The 26819-nt window shown below is 70.4% G+C and carries 20 protein-coding genes; 3 read left to right on the top strand and 17 right to left on the bottom strand.

Features of this window, described 5'->3' with window-relative positions:
* Window positions 1-8: 8 nt before the first annotated feature.
* Together nadD and AAT21_RS37880 are read right to left on the bottom strand one after the other, a co-directional pair.
* Complete coding sequence (nadD, locus tag AAT21_RS01755; RefSeq protein WP_030760999.1) at window positions 9-626, bottom strand: nicotinate-nucleotide adenylyltransferase; 618 nt, start codon at window positions 624-626, stop codon at window positions 9-11.
* Window positions 627-662: 36 nt separating this feature from the next.
* Window positions 663-830, bottom strand: a complete 168-nt coding sequence (locus tag AAT21_RS37880; RefSeq protein ID WP_037661433.1) for a hypothetical protein — start codon at window positions 828-830, stop codon at window positions 663-665.
* A gap of 139 nt (window positions 831-969) precedes the next feature.
* On the opposite strand from AAT21_RS37880, the gene AAT21_RS01745 reads away from it, so the two are divergent.
* Complete coding sequence (locus AAT21_RS01745) at window positions 970-2064, top strand: M48 family metallopeptidase (RefSeq protein WP_046774927.1); 1095 nt, start codon at window positions 970-972, stop codon at window positions 2062-2064.
* Here the strand turns inward: AAT21_RS01745 and AAT21_RS01740 are convergent.
* The 7 genes from AAT21_RS01740 to AAT21_RS01710 all read right to left on the bottom strand — a co-directional run bounded on the left by AAT21_RS01740 (window position 2048) and on the right by AAT21_RS01710 (window position 8517).
* Complete coding sequence (locus AAT21_RS01740; RefSeq protein ID WP_046774926.1) at window positions 2048-3187, bottom strand: SCO2583 family membrane protein; 1140 nt, start codon at window positions 3185-3187, stop codon at window positions 2048-2050. The two genes, AAT21_RS01745 and AAT21_RS01740, sit on opposite strands and share 17 nt — an antisense overlap.
* A gap of 68 nt (window positions 3188-3255) precedes the next feature.
* Window positions 3256-3822 (bottom strand): SCO2584 family spore wall biosynthesis protein, encoded by a 567-nt coding sequence (locus tag AAT21_RS01735; RefSeq protein ID WP_046774925.1) that lies wholly within the window; start codon window positions 3820-3822, stop codon window positions 3256-3258.
* A 77-nt stretch (window positions 3823-3899) separates the two neighbouring features.
* Window positions 3900-5183 carry a glutamate-5-semialdehyde dehydrogenase gene (locus tag AAT21_RS01730; RefSeq protein WP_046774924.1) on the bottom strand — a complete coding sequence of 428 codons (1284 nt, stop codon included), beginning with the start codon at window positions 5181-5183 and terminating at the stop codon, window positions 3900-3902.
* 192 nt (window positions 5184-5375) lie between these two features.
* Window positions 5376-5777 (bottom strand): hypothetical protein, encoded by a 402-nt coding sequence (locus tag AAT21_RS01725; protein WP_386390950.1) that lies wholly within the window; start codon window positions 5775-5777, stop codon window positions 5376-5378.
* A gap of 105 nt (window positions 5778-5882) precedes the next feature.
* Entirely contained in the window at window positions 5883-7010 is a 1128-nt protein-coding gene (proB, locus tag AAT21_RS01720; RefSeq protein ID WP_079025440.1) for a glutamate 5-kinase, read from the bottom strand.
* A gap of 77 nt (window positions 7011-7087) precedes the next feature.
* On the bottom strand, window positions 7088-7525 hold the full coding sequence (locus AAT21_RS01715; protein WP_046774921.1) for a GtrA family protein: 438 nt from the start codon (window positions 7523-7525) through the stop codon (window positions 7088-7090).
* Window positions 7522-8517, bottom strand: coding sequence for a glycosyltransferase family 2 protein (locus tag AAT21_RS01710; protein ID WP_046774920.1), 996 nt, complete (start codon window positions 8515-8517; stop codon window positions 7522-7524). Before AAT21_RS01710 ends, AAT21_RS01715 begins: the two co-directional genes overlap by 4 nt.
* A gap of 178 nt (window positions 8518-8695) precedes the next feature.
* On the opposite strand from AAT21_RS01710, the gene AAT21_RS01705 reads away from it, so the two are divergent.
* Both AAT21_RS01705 and AAT21_RS01700 read left to right on the top strand, forming a co-directional pair.
* Window positions 8696-11575, top strand: a complete 2880-nt coding sequence (locus tag AAT21_RS01705; RefSeq protein WP_046774919.1) for a bifunctional glycosyltransferase/CDP-glycerol:glycerophosphate glycerophosphotransferase — start codon at window positions 8696-8698, stop codon at window positions 11573-11575.
* A complete protein-coding gene (locus AAT21_RS01700; protein ID WP_046774918.1) occupies window positions 11572-12720 on the top strand; it encodes a glycosyltransferase in 1149 nt (382 codons plus the stop codon). Before AAT21_RS01705 ends, AAT21_RS01700 begins: the two co-directional genes overlap by 4 nt.
* Window positions 12721-12835: 115 nt before the next feature.
* Here AAT21_RS01700 and galE read toward each other — a convergent pair whose 3' ends face one another.
* From galE to AAT21_RS01660, 8 genes are all read right to left on the bottom strand, one after another.
* The gene (gene galE, locus AAT21_RS01695; RefSeq protein ID WP_046774917.1) at window positions 12836-13849 is read right to left on the bottom strand and encodes a UDP-glucose 4-epimerase GalE; all 1014 of its coding nucleotides are present in this window, start codon (window positions 13847-13849) and stop codon (window positions 12836-12838) included.
* A 59-nt stretch (window positions 13850-13908) separates the two neighbouring features.
* Window positions 13909-15525: a glycosyltransferase family 2 protein gene (locus AAT21_RS01690; protein WP_046774916.1), complete on the bottom strand. Its 1617-nt coding sequence runs from the start codon at window positions 15523-15525 to the stop codon at window positions 13909-13911.
* 59 nt (window positions 15526-15584) lie between these two features.
* Window positions 15585-17030, bottom strand: coding sequence for a GTPase ObgE (gene obgE / locus AAT21_RS01685; RefSeq protein WP_030840809.1), 1446 nt, complete (start codon window positions 17028-17030; stop codon window positions 15585-15587).
* Window positions 17031-17206: 176 nt separating this feature from the next.
* Entirely contained in the window at window positions 17207-17461 is a 255-nt protein-coding gene (gene rpmA, locus AAT21_RS01680; RefSeq protein ID WP_030840805.1) for a 50S ribosomal protein L27, read from the bottom strand.
* 13 nt (window positions 17462-17474) lie between these two features.
* A complete protein-coding gene (rplU, locus tag AAT21_RS01675) occupies window positions 17475-17795 on the bottom strand; it encodes a 50S ribosomal protein L21 (RefSeq protein ID WP_015033583.1) in 321 nt (106 codons plus the stop codon).
* A gap of 188 nt (window positions 17796-17983) precedes the next feature.
* Entirely contained in the window at window positions 17984-18424 is a 441-nt protein-coding gene (locus tag AAT21_RS34300; protein ID WP_052757613.1) for a hypothetical protein, read from the bottom strand.
* A 9-nt stretch (window positions 18425-18433) separates the two neighbouring features.
* Window positions 18434-25333 carry an RHS repeat-associated core domain-containing protein gene (locus tag AAT21_RS01665; RefSeq protein ID WP_079025382.1) on the bottom strand — a complete coding sequence of 2300 codons (6900 nt, stop codon included), beginning with the start codon at window positions 25331-25333 and terminating at the stop codon, window positions 18434-18436.
* 94 nt (window positions 25334-25427) lie between these two features.
* Window positions 25428-26819 (bottom strand): LamG domain-containing protein (locus AAT21_RS01660; RefSeq protein WP_046774915.1); only part of this gene is annotated, 1392 nt, incomplete at its 5' end.

Here is a 26819-nt window from a genome sequence, read left to right as displayed (position 1 = left end):
CCGGAAGCTCAGGCTCCCCGGTACAGCTCACGCTTGTCGATGTAGCGCACCACGCCGTCCGGCACCAGGTACCAGACGGGATCACCCTGGGCGACCCGTGCGCGGCAGTCCGTGGACGAGATCGCCAGTGCGGGCACCTCTACCAGGGAGACGCCGCCCTCGGGGAGCCCGTCGTCGGTGAGCACATGGCCCGGCCGGGTGACTCCGATGAAGTGGGCGAGCGAGAAGAGCTCGTCGGCGTTCCGCCAGGTCAGGATCTGGGCGAGCGCGTCGGCACCCGTGATGAAGAACAGGTCGGCGTCGTCGTTCAGCGCCTTCAGGTCCCGCAGGGTGTCGATCGTGTAGGTCGGTCCGCCGCGGTCGATGTCGATGCGGCTCACCGAGAACTGCGGGTTCGACGCCGTGGCGATGACCGTCATCAGGTAGCGGTCCTCGGCGGGCGAGACGGCCCGCTGGGACTTCTGCCACGGCTCACCGGTCGGCACGAACACCACCTCGTCGAGGTGGAACAGGGCGGCCACCTCGCTGGCGGCCACCAGGTGTCCGTGGTGGATCGGGTCGAATGTCCCGCCCATCACGCCGAGCCGGCGCTTGACCGGACCGGTAGGCGTCTCCTGCTCTCCCATGAGCGCAGAGCCTACTGGCCCGGCGGGCCGGTTCGACTAGCGGTCGCGGTTCAGACGCGTGGTGACCCAGAGCATCAGCATCAGGATGATGAAGGCGGCGCCGCCGGTCACGTAGGGGTTGAGGCTGTCGTGGTTGCCGCCGTGCTGCTCGGCCCCCTCCGAGGCGAGGACGACCAGGTTGTGGGCGGTGGAGGAGAGGCTCATCAGGCAGGTACCTATCGAGTCGGGGAGCGGGCGGAGACTTCGCTCACATCGTATGCGGGTGCCCGGGGCACGCTCGCGCCGACTCAGGCGTTGGAGAGGATAGACGCATGGTCCGGCAGTTCCATCAGGGGAGGGCGCAATGACGGAGACGGGTTTCGAGAAGGTACCGGCGCGGGACCGCAGGAGGTTCCCCGGAATCTCCTCGCGGGCGTACGAGCACCCGGCGGACCGTTCGGCCCTGGTGGCGCTGCGCAAGCTGAGCGGCTTCGACACGGTCTTCAAGGCCCTCAGCGGTCTCCTTCCGGAGCGGAGCCTGCGGCTGCTGTTCCTGTCGGACTCGGTGCGGGTGGGCGAGACGCAGTTCCCGCACCTGCACGCGATGCTCCGCGACGCCTGTTACATCCTGGACCTGGAGAAGGTCCCGCAGATGTACGTGCAGCAGGACCCGCGGCCCAATGCCATGTGCATCGGGCTGGACGAGCCGATCATCGTGGTGACCACGAGCCTCGTCGAGCTGCTCGACGAGGAGGAGATGCGGGCGGTGGTCGGCCACGAGGTGGGCCACGCCCTGTCGGGGCACTCGGTGTACCGCACGATCCTGCTGTTCCTGACGAACCTGGCGCTCAAGGTCGCGTGGATCCCGCTGGGCAATGTGGCGATCATGACGCTGGTGACCGCGCTGCGGGAGTGGTTCCGCAAGTCTGAGCTCTCGGCCGACCGGGCCGGGCTGCTGGTGGGTCAGGACGTGACCGCCTCCATGCGCGGCCTGATGAAGCTGGCGGGCGGCAACCACCTCCACGAGATGAACGTGGACGCCTTCCTGGAGCAGGCCGACGAGTACGAGAAGGGCGGCGACCTGCGGGACTCCGTGCTGAAGATCCTCAACATGCTGCCGCGCACGCACCCCTTCACCACGGTCCGGGCGGCCGAGCTGAAGAAGTGGTCGCAGAGCCGGGACTACCAGCGGGTCATGGACGGCCACTACCCGCGACGCGAGGAGGACAAGGACACCTCGGTGACGGACTCCTTCCGGGAGTCGGCCGCGCACTACGCGGACTCCGTGCGCACCAGCAAGGACCCGCTGTTCAAGCTGGTGGGCGACATCGCGGGCGGGGCGGCCGACATGGGCGGCAGGCTCCGTGACAAGTTCACCGGAGCCGGTGCCGGGTCCGGTGGCGGCTCCGGTACGGACACGGCCTCCGGGGGCAAGGGCGGGGCTACGGGGCAGGGCTGACCGGGGCGCCCGGAGTCGCGGAGGGGGCCAGTACGCCGCACAGCCCGGCCGAGCGCCGGGGCTGACCGCTGGCGTACGGGTCGCTCGCGGCCGGTCCCACGGTGGTGGGGCCGGCCCCGGCCAGGAGCGGACGGAAGCCCCCGGCCGGGTCGGCGGAGCAGTCCTGCGGTCCGGCCATCACATAGGCCGATGCCAGCTCCAGCCGGCGGGCGCTCAGGTCGTCGCGGTCGAAGCGCATCCGCAGCTCGCGCCGGACGGTGAAGAGCGATGCGCCGTCGGCCGCCGACGGGGCCCCGGTGGCCGGCCGTACGGCGTACACGAAGGTGTGATCGGTGGTGACCTCCAGGACGTCCTGGGCCACCTCCTCGAAGGCGAGGGTGCCGCTCACCCGGACCCGGGAGTCGGCCATGACGGCGGTGGCGGGATCGAAGCGGACCAGCCAGCCGGTGACCGCGTGCCGGCCGTCGCCGGAGGGCGAGGTCATGCTGCGGTCGAACTGCGCCAGCTGGTCGGGGTCGAGCAGCACGCGCACGGGCCGGGTGGCGGATCCGGCCAGGACGTCGGGGTCCAGCGAGGACTGCACCAGGTAGTCCTTGGCGATGGACAGCGCGGTGACGACCTGGACGTCGGTGAAGTGGTGCGTGCGGCGCACCGCGGGCAGGGTGATGCCGGCCGCGCCGACCCGGTAGTCGGCGGCGGGGCTCTTCGCGAACAGCTCGGGCGGCAGCCCGCCGGGCACGGCGGCGGCCGGCGCGAGCGGCACCACGGTGCTGGTGAGCGCCTGGGCGGGCCCGCCGGGCGGGGGCACATAGGGGTTGCGCAGCCCCAGGTAGACGGCGACGGCGAAGGCCGTGGCGATGAGCAGCACGAGCAGCATGCCCTGCCGGGCGCCACGGCCGGGGGTGCTGGTCCCGGGCGTGGAACCGCCGGACCAGATGGACCGGCTGCGGACGGCCCGGGCGTGCTCGCCCATGCGTTCCTGGGCGGAGTACTCCTGGAGCCGGGCAGCACGGACGAAGTCCTCGTCGAACACCACCGACCGGTACTCGTCCGACCGGAAGTCGTCGTCGCCCCCGCCGGTACCGTCGGGGGTGCCGTTGGGTGGATCTCCTGGCACGGCCATCGCTTCTCCCCGCTGTCCCCGCTTCAGAGAAGCCCCCAGCTCCGGCGGACGCGAGCGGGGTCGTACCTTCAGGGTTGGCGTACTGAGGGGTACGTAAACGCGCCGACGCCGGTGACTTCGCGCCCGGGGGTGCTGGCGGGCGCCGGAGCGGGGTCCGCTTCGCCCGAGGCACTGCGGTAGACGGCGCTGAAGGCCAGCGCGACCATGCCGAGGCCCATCACGAAGGCGAGCACCCAGGCGACCGGCCGCAGCCACGGTGCGCGGCCTCGGTAGGGGCGCAGGCTGCCGCCGTACGCCCCGTACGGGCCGTCGGGGTGGCCATGGCCCCGCTCGTGGTCGCCGCCGTACTCCCAGCCGTATCCGTCGGCGTCGTACCCGTCGGGGTGGCCGTAGCCGTAGCCGTCGTGGTCGTCGTCGCCCGTCCAGCCGCCGGGGACGGCACGGGCGGCTTCCGCCTCCGCGCGCGCCCGGTCGGCCGCCCGCTGGCGCTCGGCGGCGCTCGGTTCATGAATCTCGGCGTTCCGGACGAAGTCCTCGTCGAACACCACGGAGGCGAAGTACTCTTCCGCGCCTCCGCGGTCGTCGTCGGGCTCCCCGTCGTCCGGGAACGGCTTGCCCCCCACGTCGTCCGGCACGGGAACAGCGTAGACCTGAGGGGCACCGTTGGGCAGGGTGAATGCCGAATTCCGGCCACCCGGGGTGGGTGGTGGAACTACCGAACGTGACCGTCGCCGGTGACGATGTACTTGGTGGAGGTGAGCTCGGGAAGCCCCATCGGGCCCCGGGCGTGCAGCTTCTGCGTGGAGATGCCGATCTCGGCACCGAAACCGAACTGGCCACCGTCGGTGAACCGGGTGGATGCATTCACGGCGACGGTGGTGGAGTCGACCAGCTGGGTGAAGCGGCGCGCGGCGGCCTGCGAGGTGGTGACGATCGCCTCGGTGTGACCGGAGGTCCAGCGGCGGATGTGGGTGACGGCGTCGTCGAGGGAGTCCACGACGGCCGCGGCGATGTCGTAGGAGAGGTACTCCGCGGCCCAGTCCTCGTCGGTGGCGGGGAGAACGGTGGCCTTGGTGCCCTCGGCGGCTGCGAGGACGGCCGGGTCGCCGTGGACGGTGACGCCGGCGCCGGCGAGCGCGTCGAGGGCGCGCGGCAGGAAGGCGTCGGCGATCTCGCGGTGGACCAGGAGGGTCTCGGCGGCGTTGCAGACGGAGGGCCGCTGCGCCTTGGAGTTGATGAGGATGTCCACGGCCATGTCGAGGTCGGCCTGGGCGTCGACGTAGACGTGGCAGTTGCCGGTACCGGTCTCGATGACCGGGACGGTGGACTCCTCGACCACGGTCCTGATGAGGGAGGCACCGCCGCGCGGGATGAGTACGTCGACGAGGCCGCGGGCGCGCATCAGCTCACGGACGGAGTCACGGGACTCGCCGGGGACGAGCTGGATCGCGTCGGCGGGCAGTCCGGTGCTCAGGGCGGCGTCGCGGAGGATGGCGACGAGAGCGGTGTTGGAGGCGTAGGCCGAGGAGCTGCCGCGCAGGAGGACCGCGTTGCCGGACTTCAGGCAGAGCGCCGCGGCGTCGACGGTGACGTTGGGGCGGGCCTCGTAGATGATGCCGACGACCCCGAGGGGGACGCGGATCTGGCGCAGGTCGATGCCGTTGGGCAGGGTGCTGCCGCGGACGACCTCGCCGACGGGGTCCGGGAGGGCGGCGACGTCCCGTACGTCGGAGGCGATGGCGGCGATGCGCTCCGGGGTCAGGGTGAGGCGGTCGATGACGGTTTCGCTCGTGCCGGCGGTGCGGGCCTTGTCCGTGTCGACGGAATTGGCCGCGATGATCTCGGCGGTACGGGCCTCCAGCGCGTCCGCGATCGCCAGCAGGGCCGTGTCCTTGGCGGACCGCGGGAGTGGGGCGATGGCCGCGGCGGCGGTCCGGGCGCGGTGCGCGGCGGTGAGGACGGGCGAGGTGGCGGTGGTGGCATCGAGCGAGGTCATGCCGTCCAGGGTAGTGCGCCGGGGACACACTCCCGGTGGGGCTTCCATCCCGCGAGACGGGCTCTGCGGGACGCCGCCGCGCGGAGCCTGCTCCCCGCCCCGCCCTTCCGCCGTTTCCCCGGGGCTCCGCCCCCGGAGCCCCGGGGCCTCGATCGCCGGCGGGGCTCGAAGGGTGACGGCGGGGCTTCGAGGTCAGTACGGGTGGACGCCTACGGGGTGGGCCGGGGGCGGGCCGTAGCCCTCCGCGACGCGGAGGTGGTAGGTGGGGCGGTCGATGACCTCCAGGCCGACGATCTCCCACGGCGGCAGCTGCGCCGAGGAGCGGTGCTCGCCCCACAGGCGCAGGGCGACGGCCGCCGCGTCGTGGAGGTCGCGGGCCTCCTCCCAGTAGCGGATCTCCGCGTGGTCGTCGGCGTACCGGCTGGTCAGGAGGAAGGGGTGGTCATGGGCCAGTTGCTCCAGTCCCCGCCGGACCTCGGACAGCGGGGCCGGCTTGCCGGAGACGCTCAGGGTCACGTGCCACAGGCGCGAGGCCTGGTCCTGTTCGTGCTCGTGGCCGCCGCCGTCACCGTCCCCCGGACCGACGCTGGTCAGCGCTCGTCTCACCAGCCGCCTCCTGTCTCCGCTACGCGTGTCCGCCTGCTCCGCCCATCACAGTTGACCAGTCCCCGGGCGGCCGCGCTGCGGTTTTGCCGAACCTCAGCCCTGGAGCAGGACCAGATCGTCACGGTGGACGACCTCCCGCTCGTACGCGGGTCCGAGTTCCCGTGCGAGCTCGCGAGTGGAGCGGCCGAGGAGCTGCGGGAGCTCCTTGGCGTCGAAGTTGACGAGCCCCCGGGCCACGGCGCGGCCGTCGGCGGAGCGCAGCTCCACCGGGTCCCCGGCCACGAAGTCGCCTTCGACGGCCGCGATGCCCGCGGGCAGCAGCGAGCTGCCGCGCTGGGTGACCGCTCTGACCGCCCCGTCGTCGAGGACCAGATGGCCCTGCGGGGTCGAGGCGTGCTGGAGCCAGAGCAGCCGGTCGGCGGAGCGGCGCCCGGTCGCGTGGAAGAAGGTGCCGGTCCCCCGGCCCGCCAGGGCGTCGGCGGCCTGGCTGGCGGAGGTGAGCACCACCGGGATCCCCGCTGCGGCCGCGATCCGGGCCGCCTCGACCTTGGTGACCATGCCGCCGGTGCCCACGCCCGCCTTGCCGGCGCTGCCGATGGAGACGTGCGCGATGTCCTCGGGCCCGCGGACCTCCTCGATGCGGGTGGTGCCGGGCTGGGACGGGTCGCCGTCGTAGAGGCCGTCGACGTCGGAGAGGAGGACGAGGAGGTCCGCGCGGACGAGGTGGGCGACGAGGGCGGCCAGCCGGTCGTTGTCGCCGAAGCGGATCTCGTCCGTGGCGACGGTGTCGTTCTCGTTGACGACCGGGAGGGCGCCCATGGCCAGCAGCTGGTCGAGGGTGCGGTACGCGTTGCGGTAGTGGGCGCGCCGGCTGGTGTCGTCGGTGGTGAGCAGCACCTGGCCGACGCGCAGGCCGTACCGCGCGAAGGAGGCGGTGTAGCGGGCGACGAGCAGGCCCTGCCCGACGCTGGCGGCGGCCTGCTGGCGGGCCAGGTCCTTGGGCCGGCGGCGCAGGCCGAGCGGGGAGAGCCCGGCGGCGATGGCTCCGCTGGAGACCAGGACGATCTCCTTCTCACCGCCGCTGCGGACCTTGGCGAGGACGTCGACGAGGGCGTCCACCCGGTCGGCGTCGAGTCCGCCGGCCGCGGTGGTCAAGGAGGAGGAGCCGACCTTGACCACGATCCTGCGGGCGTCCACGACACCTTGCCTAGCCGCTGACACGTTCTTCCCCTTGCCCCTTGCCTTCATTGCCTGCCACCTCAATCTACGGGGTGGCGGACGGGAGCCGCTCAGGGGTTTCAGACCGTGGACGAGGTCCTGGTCCGTCCCTGGCGCTCTTCCTCCCCGGCGGCCCGGGCGGCGCCGGGCACGAGGATCTTGCGGGACAGCAGGAAGGTGAACGGGATGGCCACGACCGCCGCGACCAGCGGGGCGATCCGGGTGTCCATGCCCGCCCAGGTCACCAGGGCGTACAGGCCGGCGGACTGGATGACGTAGTTGGTCACGTTCGTCAGCGGGAAGAGCAGGAACTTCTTCCAGGTCGGCCGGGTCCGGTAGGTGAAGTAGGTGTTCATGAAGAACGAGCCGACCATCGCCAGCACGAAGGCGAGCGAGTAGGCGGCGAAGTACGGCATCCACGGGTGCAGGAGCAGGTAGATGCCGAAGAAGGTGCCGGTGTTGACCCCGCCCACGAGGGCGAAGCGGAATACCTGGCCGAGCTGCTCCTTGCGGGTCATCGGGCGCTGCGCTCCACGATCGTCGGTTCCGCCGCCGAGGTGGTGCCTGCGGTCCTCGGCGGGGGCGCGGAGCCGTGCGACTCCTTCACCAGGAAGTGCGGCCGGCGCTTGGTCTCGTAGTAGATGCGCCCGATGTACTCGCCGACGAGGCCCAGCATGATCAGCTGCACGCCGCCCAGGCCCGTGATGATGGCCACAAGGGTGACGTAGCCCGGGGAGTCCACGCCGTAGGTGATCGCCATGATCGTGATCCACAGCGCGTACAGCCCGGTCAGGGCGACCAGCGACACGCCGAACCAGATGCCGATCCGCAGCGGGCGGTTGTTGAAGGAGATCAGGCCGTCCATGCCGTAGTTGAGCAGGGAGCCGAACTTCCACTTGGTCTCGCCGGCCTCGCGCTGGGCGTTGCGGTAGTCGAAGTGGACGGTGTCGAAGCCGATCCAGGAGAACAGGCCCTTGGAGAAGCGGTTGTACTCCGGCAGGGACAGCAGGGCGTCCACGGCCGGGCGGGACAGCATCCGGAAGTCGCCGACGCCGTCGGTGAGCTCCACGTCGACCCAGCGGTTGACGCCCCGGTAGTAGAGGCGGCTGAGCGCGGAGCGTACCTTCTTGTCGCCCTCGCGGGTGCGGCGGGCGATGATCTGGTCGTGGCCCTGCCGGTGGTGCTCCAGCATGGTCGCGATTAGTTCCGGCGGGTGCTGCAGGTCCGCATCCATGATCACGACGGCGTCGCCGGTGGCCTCGCGCAGGCCGGCGAGCATGCCGGCCTCCTTGCCGAAGTTGCGGCTGAAGGAGACGTAGCGGGTCTGTTCGCCGTGTTCCGCGGCGATCTTCCGGAGCTTGTCGAGGGTCCCGTCGCGACTTCCGTCGTCCACGTAGCAGACCTCGTACTCGACGGGGAGGGCGTCCAGGACCTTGCGGATCTCCAAGTCGAACCGGTCGATGACTGCTTCTTCGTTGTAGCAGGGGACAACTACGGACAGCTTGGTCATGGACACTTCCTGCTGGATCCGAACGGGTGATTGTCGGCGACCGGACCCGCCTCTCACCTCTTCCTTAGAAGTATGCACGGCGAGGGGCTGCCGAGAGTCGCCCTGCCTGAGCCGAGGGCGGCACACGGTAGCTTTGACGGGATAAGCGGAATGAGCGGAACGAAACGAAGGGATCGAGGTGCACGTGCCCGACGTCTCCGTGGTCGTCATCGTCTACAACGACGCAGAGCGTCTGTCGACAGCAGTCCAGTCGGTTCTCGACCAGACACTTCAGGGTGTCGAGGTCGTGATCGTCGACGACTGCAGCCAGGACCGCTCCTTCGCGGTCGCCCAGGAACTCGAGTCCGCGCACCCGGGGAGGGTGCGTGCCTTCCAGCTGCCGCAGAACAGCGGCGGCTGCGGTGCGCCGCGCAACCACGGCATCCAGCAGGCGACCGGAACGTACGTGATGTTCCTGGACAGCGACGACGTGCTGGAGCGCAACGCCTGCCGGAACATGCTGGCCGCCGCCGAGCGGACCGGCTCCGACCTGGTCTCGGGCATGTGCGTACGCGTGCACCTCGACAACCGGTGGGGCAAGACCACCGAGTGGTACCCCTGGATCTACGCGCACACCCGCACGCTGGAGTCGATCACCGAGTTCCCGGACCTGCTGGTCTACGACACGCTCTCCACCAACAAGTGCTACCGGCGTGCGTTCCTGCTGGAGCAGGGCCTGGAGTTCCCGGTCGGCATCCACTACGAGGACCTGCTGTTCTCCGCGCAGGCGTACGTGGCGGCCCGGCGGATCACGCTGATCCCCAACCACGTGTACTTCTGGAACGTGGTCGAGAAGGCCGCGGCCAAGTCGATCAGCAACCGGCGCCACGAGATCGCGAACTTCGTCCACCGGATGGAGATCCACCGGCGTGTCGACGAGCTGCTGGCGGCCAAGGGCCACACGGACATCAAGTCCGCCAAGGACGCCAAGTTCCTCAAGCACGACCTGGTCCTGCACCTGCGCGACCTGCCGCTGCTGAGCGACGAGTACCGCCAGGAGTTCGCGGGCCTCGCCAACGGCTACCTCGCCGGCATCGACCCGGAGGCGTACGAGCACGTCACGCACCTCCAGGCGATCTGCGCGTACCTGCTGGGCAAGGAGGACTGGGACAACCTGCTCCCGGCCGCCGACGCCATGATCAACAAGGGTCGGCTGACCTCCCCGCTCGCCGAGCGCGACGGCCGCGTCTACTGGTGCGCACAGCACCTCGACGGCCCCGACGCCGCCGAGGCCCGCCGGATACTGGACGTCACCGAGCAGGGCTTCCACACCACCCCGCTCCCCTCCCTCACCCTGGGCAACCGCCTCACCTCCTACGAGGACGACGGCCGCGGCACCGTCACGCTGTCCGGCACCGTCGTGAACCCGCTGGGCCGCATCGCCGACGACGCCGAGCTGAAGGCCACGCTGGAGCTCCGGGCCCGCCGCCAGGTCGGCGTGCGTTCCTTCAGCTTCCCGGTGGCAACCGTGCGCCACGCCGGTGACACGATCGAGTGGCGCACCACGGCCGACATCGGCGGCACCGTCCGCCCCCTCGGCATCATCGACGCCGTCTGGGACGTCCGCCTCAGACTGACCGCCGGCGGCGAGAAGATCATCACCCGCGTCTCGGTCGGCGGCCTCGACCTGGACTCGGCGGCCCGGCTGCGCGTCCGGCCGCGGCTGACCCGTCTGGTCTCCGACCGCTTCGCGGCGGAGATGACCAAGAAGGGCAACCTCTCCTACGTCCTGACCGCCGAGGGCGCCGCCGCCGTCCGCACCCAGTCGCTGATCAACAACGCCATACAGGGCAAGGCGGCCGGGGTGGTCAAGCGGGGGCTGCGCAAGGCGCTGCGGGCCCGCCGGAACATGGGCTCCGGCGAGCAGAAGGTGAAGATCTACCACGAGGTCTTCTCGAAGCTGCCGATCAAGAAGGGCACGGTCGTCTTCGAGAGCCACATGGGCAAGCAGTACAGCGACAGCCCGAAGGCCGTCTACGAGGAGATGGTCCGCCAGGGCGTGCCCTTCGAGGCGATCTGGTCGTACGCGGGCGCCAAGCCCACCGGCTTCCCGAAGGAGGCCACCCTGGTCAAGCGCTGGAGCTGGCAGTACCTGCGCGCCCTGGCCCAGGCCGAGTTCTGGATCGACAACCAGGGCTTCCCGCTGGCCCTCGCCAAGCGGCCGGGCACCACGTACATCCAGACCTGGCACGGCTCCGCGCTCAAGCGGATGGGCTTCCACGAGCCCCGTACCAAGGCGCAGGGCCGGGCCGGGCAGGCCCGCTTCCAGGCGGCCGTCGACCGCTTCGACCACTTCCTGATCCGCTCCGAGCACGACGCCCGCACCCTCGCCAAGGGCTTCCGGCTGCGCGACGAGGTACTGCTGCGCACGGGCTACCCGCGCAACGACGCCCTCGTCGAGGCGCACCGGGCCGAGGTCGACAGCGGCGAGCGGGTCCGCGGCGCCCTCGCCGCGGAACTGGGCATCGACCCGGACAAGAAGGTGCTGCTGTACGCGCCGACCTTCCGGGCGGGCGCGGACGGCGCGGTGGAGGGCTTCACCTTCCCCTTCGACGTGGAGGAGTTCGCGGACCGGCTCGGCGACCGCTTCACGCTGCTGGTGCGGACCCACTACCTCAACAGCGTCTCGCTGCCGCCGTCGGTCGCCGGCCGGGTCGTCGACGTGTCACGGCACCACGACATCACCCCGCTGCTGGCCCTCGCCGACGGACTGATCACCGACTACTCGTCCGTGATGTTCGACTACGCGGTCCTGGACCGGCCGATGGTGTTCTTCGCGTACGACTACGAGAAGTACGCCACCGACATCCGCGGCACGTACTTCGACCTGAAGGAGAAGGCTCCGGGCCCGGTGGTGGCGACCGCCGACGAACTCCTGCAGGCACTGGCGGCCTTCGAGGAGGCGGACGCCAAGTACGCGGAGGCGCGGCAGCGTTTCCTCACCGAGTTCGGCGAGTACGACCGCGGGGACGCGGCCCGCAGAATCGTCGAGAAGTTCTTCACCGGGAGCGGCAAGTGAGCCGGGACATCTTCATCGTCTCCAACAGCGTCGACGAGATCGGCGGCGTGACCACCTGGTCGCACCAGATGGCCCGGCAGTTCACCGACCGCGGGCACAGGGTGCACGTCGTCGGCATCGCCCCGGTCGCCGAGGAGATCCGGCAGAAGCTGCCGCAGGACCTTCCCTACGCGACGACCACGCTGTACGAGGCCCACCCGCCGTCGGCGCGCCGGCTGCGCGGCATCAAGGGCCGGCTGAACGCGCCCGAGCGGCGCCGCCAGGCGGCCCGCCGGGCGCAGATGCGGGTCAAGGCGGACCGGCTGAGCGAGCTGCTGCGCGGGGCCCGTCCGGGCGGGGTCGTCATCGTCACCCAGGTGTGGGCGATGGAGTGGGTGGCGCTCGCCGACACCAAGGGGCTGTCGGTCATCGGCATGAGCCACGAGTCGTTCGAGGCCAGCCAGAAGTCCACCCGCGGCGAGCGGGTCCGCCGGTACTACCCGGAGGTCGACCGGCTGCTGGTGCTGACCGCCGAGGACGCGGACCTGTGGATCCGGGCGGGCATGGAGAACGTCGCCAGCATGCCGAATCCGATCCCCTTCATGCCCGACACCCCCGCTCCGCGCACCGGGAAGGTCGTGGCGAGCGTCGGCCGCCTCGCCTTCGAGAAGGGCGTCGACCTGCTGCTCGACGCGTGGGCGGACGCCGCCCCGCACCACCCCGACTGGGTCCTGCGGATCTACGGCGCGGGCGTGGAGGAGGCGGCGCTGCGGGCGCACTGCACCGCGCTCGGCCTCGACGACAGTGTCGAATGGATGGGCAGCACCGACGACGTGCTCGGGGCGCTGCGCGAGGCCTCGGTGTTCGCGCAGGCCTCGCGCGCCGAGGGCTTCCCCATCACGCTGCTGGAGGCGATGGCGGCGGGCGTGGCTCCGGCCGCCTTCGACTGCGCGCCGGGCGTACGGGAGATCGTCGAGCACGGCGAGGACGGCCTGCTGGCCCGGCTGGGCAACACGATGGAGCTCGCCGGCCATCTGCACGCGCTGATGTCCGACCGGGAGCTGCGCGACCGGCTCGGGGACAACGCCTTCCGTTCGGTGAAGCGCTACTCCAGCACCGAGATCACCGACCGGTGGGAGGAGCTGTTCTCCTTCCTGGAGCGCTGACCGTCACTGACGACCGCTGCCGGTCGCTGCCGGCACGGCCGCACACGACACGGCGAAGCCGCCCGTCCCGGACATCCCCGGGCGGGCGGCTTCGTCGTACGGCGGGCGGTACCCGTCAGGCCTTGTGGACGTCGCGGTGCGCGTCCTTGCGGGCGACCTTGTTGGCCTCCCAGCCGGCCCAGGCGGAGGTGACCATCTCGCTGACGTCGTGGCGGGCCTTCCAGCCGAGCACCGTGTTGATCCTGTCGGCGGAGGCCACGACCTTCGCCGGGTCGCCGGGGCGGCGCGGGAGGATCACCGGGGCGCGGTCGTGTCCGGTGCCCTTGTTCAGGAGCTCGACCATCTCGGCGACCGAGACGCCCTCGCCGCGCCCGATGTTGACGGTGAGGTCCTTGTAGTCCTCGGCCGCGGCCCACTCGGCCAGCTTGCGGGCGGCCGCCACGTGGGCCTCCGCCAGGTCCTCGACGTGGATGTAGTCGCGGATGCAGGTGCCGTCCGGCGTCGGGTAGTCGTCTCCGAAGATCCTGGCGCCCTCGCCGGCGTCGTACCGCTCGAAGACCATCGGCACCAGGTTGAAGACGCCGGTGTCCGCGAGCTCCGGGGTCGCGGCGCCCGCCACGTTGAAGTAGCGCAGGCAGGCGGTGGAGATGCCGTGCGCCTTGCCCGCGGCGCGGACCAGCCACTCGCCGGCCAGCTTGGTCTCGCCGTACGGGCTCAGCGGCGCGCACGGGGTGTCCTCGGTGACCAGGTCCACGTCGGGCATGCCGTACACGGAGGCGGAGGAGGAGAAGAGGAAGTTGCGCACGCCCGCGTCGGCCACGGCCTGGAGCAGGACCGTGAGGCCCTGGACGTTCTCGTGGTAGTAGTACAGCGGCTTCTCGACGGACTCGCCGACCTGCTTCTTGCCCGCCAGGTGCACCACACCCGTGATCTTGTGCTCGCGGATGGTCTTCTCCAGCACCAGCCGGTCCAGGACGGAACCGACCACCAGCGGGACGCCCTCCGGGACGCGGTCCTCGTTGCCCGTGGACAGGTCGTCGAGGACGACGACCTCCTCCCCCGCGAGCAGCATCGCGCGGACGACGTGCGCGCCGATGTAACCGGCGCCACCGGTGATCAGAAACGTCATGTGTATCTCCTTGGTCCTGTCCGACTTCGGTGGGGAAAGCGCAGCGGGGCGCATCCGGTTCAGCCCGCCCCCCGGGCCGCCCGGGCCCGGTGGAGGCGGTTGCGTACGAGCTGCAGGGCTCCCTCGGCGCCCGGCGCGAGGCGCAGCGCGAGGGCGCCGGCCCCCGTCCGGTAGGGCTGCGCCAGCAGAACACCGTACCGGCTGCTGGGCAGGGCCCGACGGCGGAGCAGCCGGCCGCGGGGGCGCAGGGAGGTGTGCACCGAGCTCCCGTCGGCACACTGCACGCCCACCCCGACGTTCCAGGCCTGCATCCTGCGCAGCCCCTGGCGGCGGCCGGTGACGGCCAGGTCGGCGAGCCGGAACGGCAGTACGGCCGTCCAGCCGCCGCTGCGGTCGGGCAGCAGCTCGACGGGGTGCGCGAGGACGGGCTCGCCCCCGGCGCGGGGCATGAAGCTCAGCCGGGCGGTCTGCGGGCCGGCCTCGGCGAGGCGTCCGTAGAGGTCGTGCACGCGGATCCGGACGGCGCCGCGGCCGGCCGGCTCGGCGTCGACGGTGACGGGCAGCTCCTCGGCCGGCAGCGTCGGCAGGCCGTCCAGCTCGACGGGGAGGTCCTCGCTCCACACCGGCTCGCCGGAGGCGCCGAGGGCGTACGGGGGCAGCAGGCGCGGCGGCTGCGCGGCCAGGCGGGTGAGCCGCTCGACGTCGGCGGGCGGCGCCGCGGTGGCGCGCAGCACCCGGACGATCCAGCGGGCGTGGGCCGCGGCCGCCTCGACGTCCGCCTCGGCGAAGGTGTCGAGGTACTCGCGGGTGAGGGTCCACCAGGCGGCCCGGTAGTCGGGGTCCGTGCCGAGCTCGCGCAGGTACATGCGCAGGTCGTACTCCAGGAACTTCACCTGGCAGGCGCTGCCGAGGACCGGGGAGGCCGCGGCGAGGGTCCGGGCGGCCGTGCGGTGGGCCTCGATGCGGAAGCGCCAGTTCCCGACGTCCTTGCGGTCCAGGGAGATCGACACCTGGGCAGCGCTGCGGCGCACGTGCCAGACGTAGACGAGGTCGCCGGTGACGGCGATGCGGGGGGCCGCGGCCAGCACGCGGGAGGTGAAGACGAAGTCCTCGTAGATGAAGCGGCCGTCCGGGAAGCGCAGGCCGTGCTCCTCCAGGAAGGCGCGCTCGTAGAGCTTGTTGACGCAGAGGGTGTCGCGGACGATCTCGGGCCGGTCCGCCGGGCGCTCGATGACGTCGCCCGGGGTGTAGAGACCGGGCATCCACGGCACGTCGTGGTGCTGGGGCAGCTCGCGCCGTACGGCCGCGCCGACGGTGACCGGGGCGTTGTGCTTCTCGGCGGTGCGCACCAGGGCGTCCGCCGCGCCCGGCGGCAGGATGTCGTCGCTGTCGAGGAAGAGCACGTACCGGCCGGAGGCCGCGGCGATCCCGTCGTTGCGGGGGGTGCCGCACCCGCCGCTGTTCTCCGTCCGGTGCACGACCTTGAGGCGGGGATGGACGGAGGCCAGCTCGTCCAGCACCCGCGCGGTGCCGTCGGAGGAGGCGTCGTTCACCGCGATGACCTCGGCGACCACCGGGCCCTGGGCGAGGGCCGAGGAGACGGCCTCGCCCACGAGCCCGGCGTCGTTGTACGCGATGACCACGACGGAGACCGTGGGGAGGTTGCTGCTGTTCACCCGGAGGATCCTAGGCGACCCGTATAAAGACGCCTTCAAACCCTCCGGGCGGACACCCCCTAGAACGGCCGGAACTCGTCGTACTCCTTCTGCGCCGAGTCCCCGCGCTTGGCTTCCTTCTCCTTGCGGCGCTGGGTGGCCGGGCGCGGCGCCTCCATGCGGTGGTCCTCACCGCGGCGGCCCAGCATCTCGGCACCGGCCATCATGGTCGGCTCCCAGTCGAAGACGACCGCGTTCTCGTCGGAGCCGATGGCGACGCCGTCACCGGCGCGGGCGCCGGCCTTCTTGAGCGCGTCCTCGACACCGAGGCGGTTGAGCCGGTCGGCCAGGTAGCCGACGGCCTCGTCGTTGTTGAAGTCGGTCTGGCGGACCCAGCGCTCCGGCTTCTCGCCGCGCACCACGTAAACGTCCTCGGCCTCGTCGTAGGCGACGGTGAAGCCGGCGTCGTCCACGGCCTTCGGGCGGATGACGATACGGGTCGCCTCCTCCTTCGGCTTGCGGGCGCGGGCCTTGGCGATGACCTCGGCGAGGAAGTAGGAGAGCTCCTTCAGGCCCGTACGGGCGACAGCGGAGACCTCGAAGACCTTGTAGCCGCGCGCCTCCAGGTCGGGGCGCACCATGTCGGCGAGCTCCTGGCCGTCGGGGATGTCGACCTTGTTGAGGACGACGAGACGCGGGCGCTTCTCCAGGCCGCCGCCGTAGAGCTTGAGCTCCTCCTCGATGACGTCGAGGTCGGCGATCGGGTCGCGGTCGGTCTCCAGGGTGGCCGTGTCCAGGACGTGCACGAGCACCGAGCAGCGCTCGACGTGCCGCAGGAACTCCAGGCCGAGGCCCCTGCCCTGGCTGGCGCCGGGGATCAGGCCCGGGACGTCGGCGATCGTGTAGACGGTCGAGCCGGCGGTGACGACGCCCAGGTTCGGGACGAGGGTGGTGAAGGGGTAGTCCGCGATCTTCGGCTTGGCGGAGGAGAGCACCGAGATCAGCGAGGACTTGCCGGCGCTCGGGAAGCCGACCAGCGCCACGTCCGCGACGGTCTTGAGCTCCAGCACGATGTCGCCGGTGGTGCCGGGGACGCCGAGGAGGGCGAAGCCGGGGGCCTTGCGGCGGGCGGAGGCGAGCGCGGCGTTGCCGAGGCCGCCGCGGCCGCCCTCGGCGGCCACGTAGGTGGTCCCCTGGCCGACGAGGTCGGCGAGCACGTTGCCCTGCTTGTCGAGAACGACGGTGCCGTCCGGAACGGGCAGGATCAGGTCCTGGCCGTCCTTGCCGGAGCGGTTGCCGCCCTCGCCGGGCTTGCCGTTGGTGGCCTTGCGGTGCGGGCTGTGGTGGTAGTCCAGCAGGGTGGTGATCGCCTGCTCCACCACCAGGATGACGTCGCCGCCACGGCCGCCGTTGCCGCCGTCGGGGCCGCCGAGCGGCTTGAACTTCTCCCGGTGAACGGAGGCGCAGCCGTGGCCTCCGTTACCCGCGGCGACGTGCAGCTCGACGCGGTCCACGAAGGTGGTCATGGTTGTTCCTCCAGATACAGCGGTGATAGTCCGGAATGTCCGGTGGCAGGCCTTGCTGCCATTAAACGTGTCTATGGGACAACGCGCCGAGGGCGGACCTCTCTTCCCGGCCTGAGCCGGGAAGAGCTGAGATCCGCCCTCGGGAAGTTACGAACGCTCGATCAGCCGAAGCTGGATCAGGCGGCCGGAACGATGTTGACGACCTTGCGGCCACGGTGCGTGCCGAACTGCACGGAACCGGCCTGCAGCGCGAACAGCGTGTCGTCGCCACCACGACCGACACCCGAGCCCGGGTGGAAGTGGGTGCCGCGCTGGCGGACGAGGATCTCGCCGGCGGAGACGACCTGACCGCCGAAGCGCTTCACGCCGAGCCGCTGGGCATTGGAGTCGCGCCCGTTCCGGGTGGACGATGCGCCCTTCTTGTGTGCCATGTCTCAGTCCCTCTTACTTCGCAGCCGCGGGGATACCGGTGACCTTGATCGCCGTGTACTGCTGGCGGTGACCCTGGCGACGGCGGTAGCCGGTCTTGTTCTTGTAGCGCAGGATGTCGATCTTGGCGCCCTTGTGGTGGTCCACGACCTCGGCCGTGACCTTGATGCCGGCCAGGACCCACGGGTCGCTGGTCACGGCGTCGCCGTCGACAACGAGCAGGGTCGAGAGCTCGACCGTGTCGCCAACCTTGGCAGTGGAAATCTTGTCAACCTCAACGATGTCGCCGACAGCAACCTTGTGCTGGCGACCACCGCTGCGCACGATGGCGTACACGCGGATCTCTCTCTCACTCGATTCGGGAACCCCTGAAGCCAGCCGGCCCCGCGGGAACCCGCAGACCGGCCTCCCCCGCGCCGCGAGGCGGTGCGGGAGGTGAGGTGCTCAGTGGATGGCGTGCACGTAGACACGCCAGCGACCTAGGTTACGGGCCCCGGTTTGATGGGTCAAACCGGGGCCCCCACCTATTGCGCGACTCCGTAGCGGGCCCGGAGGCCGGCCACGAGACCGGAGGCCGCCTCGACTGCTTCGTCGACTCGCACGGCCCACCAAGTGCTGTCACCTGCGGTGAAGACCACAAGGCACTGGCCGAAGTCCTGAGCCTCGAGTCTCTCCGCGCTGAGCAGGTCGCGATTGCTCGCCGCCACCAAGATCAGGTCGAAGTACTGGCGGATGCCGGCGGAGAACTCAGCCACCTCCGGCCATGACATTACGTACCCCTGAGGCGAGGCGTTCACCTTCTCCCGGAATTCCGCGTAGCCCTGTTCCGCGGGGCCGTGTCCGATTCCATCGAATTCGAGCACGCTCCATGTCCAGTCATTGTCCGGGACCAGGGACAGCAGATCGTCGAGGTGGCGCACCCCTCCCTTGTCGTCATGCATCGGAAACTCAATGAAGTCACTCATCGGTCACCTCTAATCCATGGGCTTGGGGCCCGACCGGCTCCGGGTTCCACCGGTGGCGTTCTCATCCCAAGTGTGCTGGTGCGGATTGTCGTGGTTCTGGGGACGCCCGTGGTCGGTGAAGTCCACGTCTCTGACGGGCTTCCCGTCCGCATCAAATTCTCGCGCCTGGGCATATGGCGGATTGCGCTTGCTCTTCTTCACCCCTAGCTGGGTGTGCGGGTATCCCTCGGCAGCCGGATCGGGGGACGGCTCACCGGAGCGGGCGTTCCTCGGAAGCTCACGGTTCGGGTATCCGCGAGGGGTCGGGCAGGCCTGATCCTGATTGTGCACCAGCAGGGGGGTCTCCCCTGCAAGGACGTAATACGCGTGAATGCCGTCGATGGTGAGATCGTGAGTCCGGCTGCGTTCCTCGAAGAAGCGCAGCCCCGTCAGCGGAACCGTGTCACCGTCTGGCGTACGCAGGCGCATTCCCGGCTTGAGATCGCCGGCCTCGATGAAACGCTGTTCCGACTCAACCCAGAACGGGTGGGTGACGGTGGAGACGAGTGCCGCTTCGCCCGATGCGGTGCTCATCGTCAGGTCGACGAAATGCTTGTCGTCGCGGGTGACGATCGTGCCGACGACCTCGCGCGTAAGCGTCTCGCCGGTGGACGGGTCCGTCGTGGTGATACGGTCCCCGACCTTGACGTCCTCGATCTTCTTCGTCGATCCGTCGTCGAGAAGGACCTCGGTGCCCGGCAGGAAGCTGTGCGGGACGGGGCAGCTGCCGCCGGATCCCTTGAACCGGGCCTTGGCCGCCGCCAGGGCTCCCTTGGCCTTTTCGACCTTCTCCGAGGTCTTGAACCAGGTCTTGACCCCGTCCACCAGGTCGAGCGCGAGCCCGCCCAGCTTCTTGATGAGGGCGCCGGCCTTCTTCCACTCGGTCGGCCACCCGTACTTCTTGAGGACCTTGCCTGCGATGCCGCCGGCGAAGCTGCTCGCGATGTTGAGCGCTGTTTCACCACACGCGCCCAGGTCGCCACTGGAGAAGCAGTCCAGAGCCGCCGTCACACCGAGCTCGTCCATGAGGATCTTGGTGATCTGCTTGACGGCGTTCTTGATCTTCGTCTTGGTGCGGTTGTGCTCGCCCTCGGCGTTGCGAAGGTTGGTTTCGGCCTCCGTGGTCGGCGGGTCGGGATTCTTGTCCGGCTTCGGGGTCCACCTGCCGCCCGTGCAGTCGGTTCGGCCCCGGCAGAACTCCCGCATGTCCGGGTCGTACAGACCGCTCGGGTCGCTCGCCGAGACCGGGCGGTTGTGCGCGTAGGCGTACGCGTTCAGCTGCTGCGCGTCATTCGTGTCGACGACCGGGTCCGGGGTGATGAACTTGCCCAGGAACGAGTCGTATTCGCGGGCCCCGATCGTCGTGAGGCCCGTGGACGCGTCGATCGTGCCGCCGACGAAGCCCTTCTCGCCCTTCCAGGTGCCCTGCGGAGTCCCGCGGCTGTTGCCGTAGGGGTCCATGCGCCGCTGGGTGACCGCGCCCGTCGTGGCGTCGATCGACATCTCGGCCGTGCCGTGGTGGTCGGAGGCCAGGAAGGACAGCTTCTTGTCCGGGGTGCGGATCGCGACGCTCTGTCCCGCGAAGGCGTAGTAGCGCGTCGCCTTGGCCGTGGTCGTCCCCGCGTCCAGGCGCAGTTCCATACCCGGCAGGTACACGGTGGTACCGGTGGCGTCCTTGCGCTGGACCCGGCCGCCGTCGGGGCCGTAGAGGAACGTCGTCTCCGACGCCTCGTTCGTGCCCGGCGTGGTGACGTCGTCCGGCCGGCTGTTCTTCACCGGGTCGCCGAGGGCGTCGTACTCCAGGGTCTGGGTATTGCCTCCGATCGTGCGGGTGGTGGTGTTGCCGGCCGCGTCGTAGCCGTAGCTGTACTGGCGGTCACCGGTCGGGGTGTTCTCCACGACCTTCTGGACCTGGTGGCTGCCCGCCTTGTAGGTGAAGGTGCGCTTGACGTCCTTCGTGGCGTTCAGCCCGGTGTCGTGCGCCGTCTCGGTGAGGCGGTTGCCGACCGAGTCGAAGGTGTACGAGTTCCAGTACGGGGCCGGACCGCCCAGTGCGGCGGAGCCGGGGGCCGTGTTGCAGGCCGCCGGACCCGAGCCCGAGACCGGGACCTGGCTGCCGACCGTGCCGGACGCGGCGGCCGCGGCCTTGGTGGTGGCCGGGGTCCAGGACTCCGTCATGCGGGCCTGGTAGTCGTACGCGAAGCACTGCAGGTCGGGCGTGCCGCTGCCGGCGACGTCGGCGATGGACCGGACGTTGCCGATCTGGTCGTAGGAGTAGTTCGACTCCTTCACCGGACCCGTGGTGGAGCCGTAGACGTCCACCTTGGAGCTCATGAGCCGGTCGGTACCGGTCTCGTACTGGAAGGTCTGCCAGACCTTCTTGCCGCCGTTGTTCAGCTCCAGCTGCTGCAGGAGGGTGCGGCCGGACCAGATGGCGTTGGTGACGTACGACGTCGTGCCCGTCATGCTCTTCAGGCGCTGGATGTCGTCGTAGCCGTAGGCGAGGGTCTCGGCGTCGAGGCCGCCCGCCGCCGGGAGCGAGTCGCTCTGCTTGGTGCCGTCACGGTTGTAGGCGCTGGCGAAGACGTAGGTGCCGGCCAGGCCCGTGCCGGAGGAGGCGGGGACCGTGTAGGCCGTCTTCAGCGGCTGGTAGAACTCGTCCATCGCCTGGGTGACCGAGGCGAAGTACTCCGTCGCGTTGACGTAGCGCAGCGAGGCCCACTGCTTGCCCAGCCAGCCCGCCTTGTCGTACCGCTGCTCGGTGAGCTTGGTCCCGGTGTCCGCGGGGCCGTCCCACGTCGTCAGGACGCGGTCGAGCTTGTCGTAGACCGTCGAGACCGTCTTGCCGCGGGCGTCCGTGGTGGACGTCGGCCGGTCGGCCGCGTCGTAGGTGGTCGTGCGCTTGCCCGAGTCCGGGTCAATCGCCTCGACCGGCCGGTCGAGCTGGTCGTACTTGTAGGTCCACACGTTGTTCGCCGGGTCGGTGAGCTGCTTGAGCTTGCCCGTCGGCGTGTACGAGTACTTGGTGGTGTCGTAGCCCGAGGTCGGACCGTTCGGCACCGGGAAGGCGCCCTTGTAGTGACGTACCTCGGTGGTCCGGCCCTGGCCGTCGGTCAGCCTCGTCGTGGGCGTGCCGCCGACGGGCGGGTCCACGTGGATGCGGTCGCCGCCGTGGACGATCGTGGTGCGCCACTGCTCACCGCCGGCCACCGCGCTGATCTGGGCGGTGGTGCGGCCCAGGCCGTCGTACTCGTAGAGGGTCTGCGCGCCGACGTCGCCGTTGCGGACGATCAGCAGCTCGTCGGAGGCCGCACCCGCCGCGTTGTACGTGGCGTTGACCTTGGCGATCTTGCCGGTCGGCGTGTAGAAGGTGTCCGCCACCATGCGGGTGCCGGAGGGGCCTTCCGTCTGCTTCTGGCGCGGACGCAGCAGGCTGTCGTAGAGCTCGTACTCGGCGCCGTAGGAGCCGTCGATCTCGATCTTCTCGGTCTTCACGGAGACCGGCTTGTCGAGACGGTAGTTGTAGCTGTACTTGATGCTCGGCGTCTGGCCACCGCTCTTCGAGCGGTCCGGGAGCCAGACCGAGACCAGGCGGCCGAGCGGGTCGAACGCGAGGTCGCCGCGCTTGCCGTTGGGGTCGGTCTGACCGGTGGACAGGCCCCAGGCGGGGTCGAAGTCCCTCGTGTTGACGTGGCCGAGGGCGTTGGTGACCTTGGTCTGGGAGATGAGGCCGTTGACGTCGGTGTACGCCGTCTTGGTCTCCGCGCCCAGGGCGTCGGTCTGCGAGGCGGGCCGGCCGAAGGCGTCGTACGTGGTCGTACCGGTGACCTTGTAGGTGGCCGTCGTCCCGTTGTGGGACGTCATGCGCTCGGTCTGCGTCGCGTTGCCCACGGTGGGCGCGGCGCCGAAGGCCAGGCCGTCGTACGCGGTGCGCTCGTCCGAGATCACCTGCGTCCTGCGGTCGGGGGTGGTGGCGCACTTGACCGAGACGGACTCGACCCGGGAGGCCGCGCCGAGGATGTTGGCCGCCGCGTTGTCCGCGTAGGACGTGCGGGTGCAGGTGTCGTCGGCCGTGGTCGACAGGTCGCCGAGGTCCTCCGCCTGCAGGATCCGGCCGGTGCCGTTCGTCAGGTCGTACGTCGCGTTCGACTCGGACTCGCGACGGCCGTCGCCGCCTTCGGTCACCGTGTAGCCGCGCGTCTTGACGGTCCTGGTGAGCGAGGCGTGGCTGGTGCCCCAGGTGTTGGTGTCCGTCGCGGTGTAGTGCCGCATCGGGGTCTTGATGACCTTGGAGACGAGCTTGTCGCCGTCGTAGGTGGCGGACTCCAGCTCGTGGCCGCTGAACTCCTTGTGGTCGGTGTACGTGCCGCCCTCGGAGTCGGCGACCGTCACCGAGCGGGCGGTGCCGTCCGGCTTCTTGTCGCCGTCCAGGCCCTGGAGGTACGTGTAGTCGATCCGGGTTTTGGTGGTGGCGGTGCCGCCGGTGGTCACCTTGACCTTGCCGTAGCCCTGCCAGCCGCCCCAGGTGAGGTACTTGTCCTCGGTCATGCCGTCCGGCTCGGCCTTACGCCAGCCCGCGGGGCCCTGGTAGTCGTACTCGGTGACCTGTTCCGGGGCGCCGCCGGTCCGGTCGGTCTCGATGACCCGGGCGACGACGTACTTGTGGAACCAGTCGGTGATCGGTTCGAGGAATCCCGGCGGGGACCAGACGACCGGGTAGCAGCGCTTGGTGGACTCGCCCGGCTTGGGCAGGGTGTCCTTGGTGCACTCCGCCGGGGCGTAGTTGACGTCCAGCTGGGCGCCGGTCTCGCTCAGGACGGTGGACAGGCGGAAGCGGTAGAAGGGATCGATGCTCTCGTTCAGGCCGTCGACCCGGTTCTTGAGCTGGGTACCCATCAGTTCGACCGAGGGAACCTTGGCGGTGCCGCCCCTGCGGCCCTCGTGGTCGATCTTGGACAGCCACAGGGTCTTGGACTGGTCACCGTTGTCGGTGAACTGGTGCGTGAACGTCCAGGCCTCGACGTCGTCGTAGGTCGTGGCGTCCTTGCGGATCTGCGTGGTGACGCCGGTCAGCCGCTGGCGGGTCCAGAAGGAGGCCGCGACCTGGGTGGCATTGCACTTGGTGTTCGGCGCGCAGTAGCGGTCCATCGGGACGTCCGGCCAGTGGGCGGCGTTCGCCGTCTTGAAGTCGGCCGGGAGGCACTTGAAGGTATCGGTCTCCAGGCACCGCTCCTTCGTGGTGAACACGACGCGGGCCGGGGCCTTGGCGGAGTAGACGGTGGCCTCGCGCTGGCCGTAGTCGATGCGCTTGAGGTAGCCGCCCGCCGTGTACGGGGTGCCGTTGACGTCGGTCTTGCCGTTCAGGGCGTAGTGGTTCGTCTCCTTGCCGTAGAAGTACGACATGACGTTGCCCTGGCGGTCCTTGACGTAGTCCAGGTTCCAGCGCCAGCCCTGCTGGCAGGAGGCGTTCGCGAAGGTCGCGTTGTAGCAGGGCTCGCCGGTGTTGTTGCCGAAGACCGGGGTCGTCCACACGGACGAGGTCTCCTCGTTGCCCGTGGCCCAGCCCGGCAGACGGTTCTTGCCGAAGTAGTACTCGGTACCGTCGGTCGTGGTGATCTTCCAGTGCTCGCCGTCGTTGTCGCCGTTCACGGCGCCGTTGAGCTGCTCGACCTTGGAGCCGTCGTCGGACGCGAGCCGCCACTTGCCGTCGGCGTCACCCTTGATCAGCTCGGTGGCCGAGCCGTTGAGCATGACGGTGGCGTTGTCGAAGGCCCAGCACTGCTCGGCGGAGGTCTTCTGGCCGTCCTTCGCGCAGGGCTTGTAGCTGCGCTCGACATAGCCGGGCTCGTACGAGAAGCCCTCACCGACCCAGGAGCCCTGGTTGTTGGTGTCGGAGGTGCGGCCGTCCGCGGACTGGGAGGAGTAGCCGAGGCCGAGCGACGGCACCTGGCCACCGGGGACCGGGGGTGTGCGCAGCGGGTACGACCAGGAGAAGCCGCCCGAGGAGTTCGACACGCTCCACTTCGCCGACGGGGCGAGCGGAGTGGCTGCGTAGTTGCCCTGCGAGGAGGAGCCGCTCGCCGCGAGGGCCACCATCGAGCCGCCCGCCGCGGGACCGGCCGCCATCACGGACATGCCGGCCGGGCGCGCCGGAGCGGTCAGGTCCGCGGAGACCGTCTTCGTCTTCGCGTTGTTGACCGTCTTGAGCGGCTTGGGGAGTTCGGGGCAGGCCGCGGTGCCGGGGTCGGCGACCGCCGCACAGGCCGGGAGCTCGACCAGCTGGAGGCGGGATCCGTAGCTGCCGCCGAAGCCGTCGGCGAACGCCGCGTAGTCGACGTTCAGCCGGACCTGACCGCCGTCGGCAGCCTGGTCGGCCCGCTGGACGCGCAGCAGGGCGCCGGCGCCGAGCTGGGTGGCGCGCTTCGGGTCGACGACGTCGACCCGGACCTTGCCGGGCTGCTTGGCCCCGCCGATGGCGGCGGCCGAGAAGGAGGTGGCCGAGGCCTTCGCGCCGGCTTCCTTCGGGGCGGTGACGGTGACGGGCAGGCCGCCCACCTTCACCTGGGCCGCAGGCGTTCCGCCGGTGGCCGGGACGGCCAGTTCGGCGCTGCCCGTGCCGGGCCAGACGGGCTTGTCCAGCTTCTTGACGGCCGCCTTCGCGGTGGCGTTCGCCGGGCGCCCCTTGGACTTGGCCTTGGTTCCCTTGACGGGGTCGCCGAAGTTCTGGACTCCGGGCCGCTTGGTGCCGCCGGGGGCCGTTTCCAGCGCCTGGACGGAGGAGGCGGACAGGGCGAGGCTCAGGCCGATGACGACCGAGCCCAGTGTTCGCCGGTGTATGCGCCGATTGAGCAATCGGCCGCGTAGAGACATCAGTGCACTCCACAGAAGAGGGGCAGGAAGGTGCTGCGGAAACGGACAGGTGTGCCCGCCCTGCGAGGGGCGGGCACACCTGTCCGGGAAGGGTCTAGCTCTCCGTCAGCTCGACGGTGCCGGCGAGCTGGACGACGGAGACCGGATCGAGGGCGCCGTTGTAGGCGCGGACCTCGTCGATGGCTCCGGCGAAGTACTCGGCGTTCCCGCGGAGCGAACGGCCCACCTGGAGGCCGCCGGTGGCGGCCCAGGTCGTGTTGTCCACGCCCTGCGCCGCGGCCAGCTGGCCGTTGACGTACAGGCGGATCTGGCCGGCGAACGCGTCGTAGACGACGGCAAGGTGCTGGCCGACCGGGTTGGTCTCCGGCAGGACCTGGGTCTCGGAGAAGGCCTTCACCGTGGCTCCGGCCGTGTCGGTCGTGGCCACGGCCAGCTCCCAGCGCTTGGTGGCGCCCTGGTAGCGGACCTGGACCCGGTTGGCGTTCGTACCGGGCAGCGAGAACACGGTCTGCGAGGCCGTGGCGTCCTGCGAGGCGATCTGGACGCGCGCCGAGAGCGTGAAGCTCGTGGCTCCGGTGACCGGGGCGGCCGCCGTGGAGGCGTAGTCCCCGTTGCCGTCGAGGACCAGGTGGCCGGTGCCGACCATGGCGTCGACCGGCGGCGGGTCGGCCAGCGGGTCGGGGTTCGGGATGTAGATGGCCGCGTTGCCCGCCATCGTCAGGGCCTGGCCGCCGCCGGCCTCGGGAGAGGCGCCGGACTGGACGGCGTTGAGCTTCCAGTAGCCCTTGCGCTCCGGGCGGACCGTCTTGATGTCCGTGATCTGGGCGGGCAGCAGCGGCCGGCTGAAGACCCGGACCTCGGCGAGGTCACCGACGAAGGCGTCCTCGTAGCCCGCCTTGTCGATGTGGCGGCCGATCTGGAGTGCGCCGTACGACTTCCAGGTCGAACGGCGGACCGTCTCGCCCTTGAGGTCCTTGTCGACGTACAGCTGGATCCTGCCCGCGGCGCCGTCGTAGATGCCGGTCAGCAGCACCCACTGGTCCTTGACCGGGGTGACACCGGTGGACACGGCCTTCCATTCACCGAGGGTGTCGACGTCGCCGGCCGGGATGGAGAACTTCCAGGTCTTGGCCGTGGCGTCGTAGCCGAGGACGAAGCCCGGCTCACCGGTGCCGTCCTGGCTGACCACCGTCATGTCCCGGCTCAGGTCGCCGGGCCGGACCCAGGCGCTGACGCTGAAGCCCTTGAGGGTGTCCAGCACCGTGCTGCCCGCGTCGACCCAGCTGCCGGCGGTGCCGTCGAAGCGGGCCGCGCGGTCGATGGTCCCGCCCGGTCCGGGCACGCCGAAGGTGACACCCGGACCGAAGGCGGCCGGGTACTTGCCCTGCTCCTCGTCGGCGGCGTTGCCGCCCGCCTCGTCGGCGAGGTTCCACTGCGCGGCCGCGGCCGCGCCCGCGGCGACGTAGAAGGAGTGGCGGGGGGGGGG

The sequence above is a fragment of the Streptomyces yangpuensis genome (assembly GCF_001005295.1).
Classification (GTDB): domain Bacteria; phylum Actinomycetota; class Actinomycetes; order Streptomycetales; family Streptomycetaceae; genus Streptomyces; species Streptomyces yangpuensis.
The sequence above is the reverse complement of the archived record's forward strand: the minus strand, read 5'-3'. Positions and strand labels throughout refer to the sequence as shown.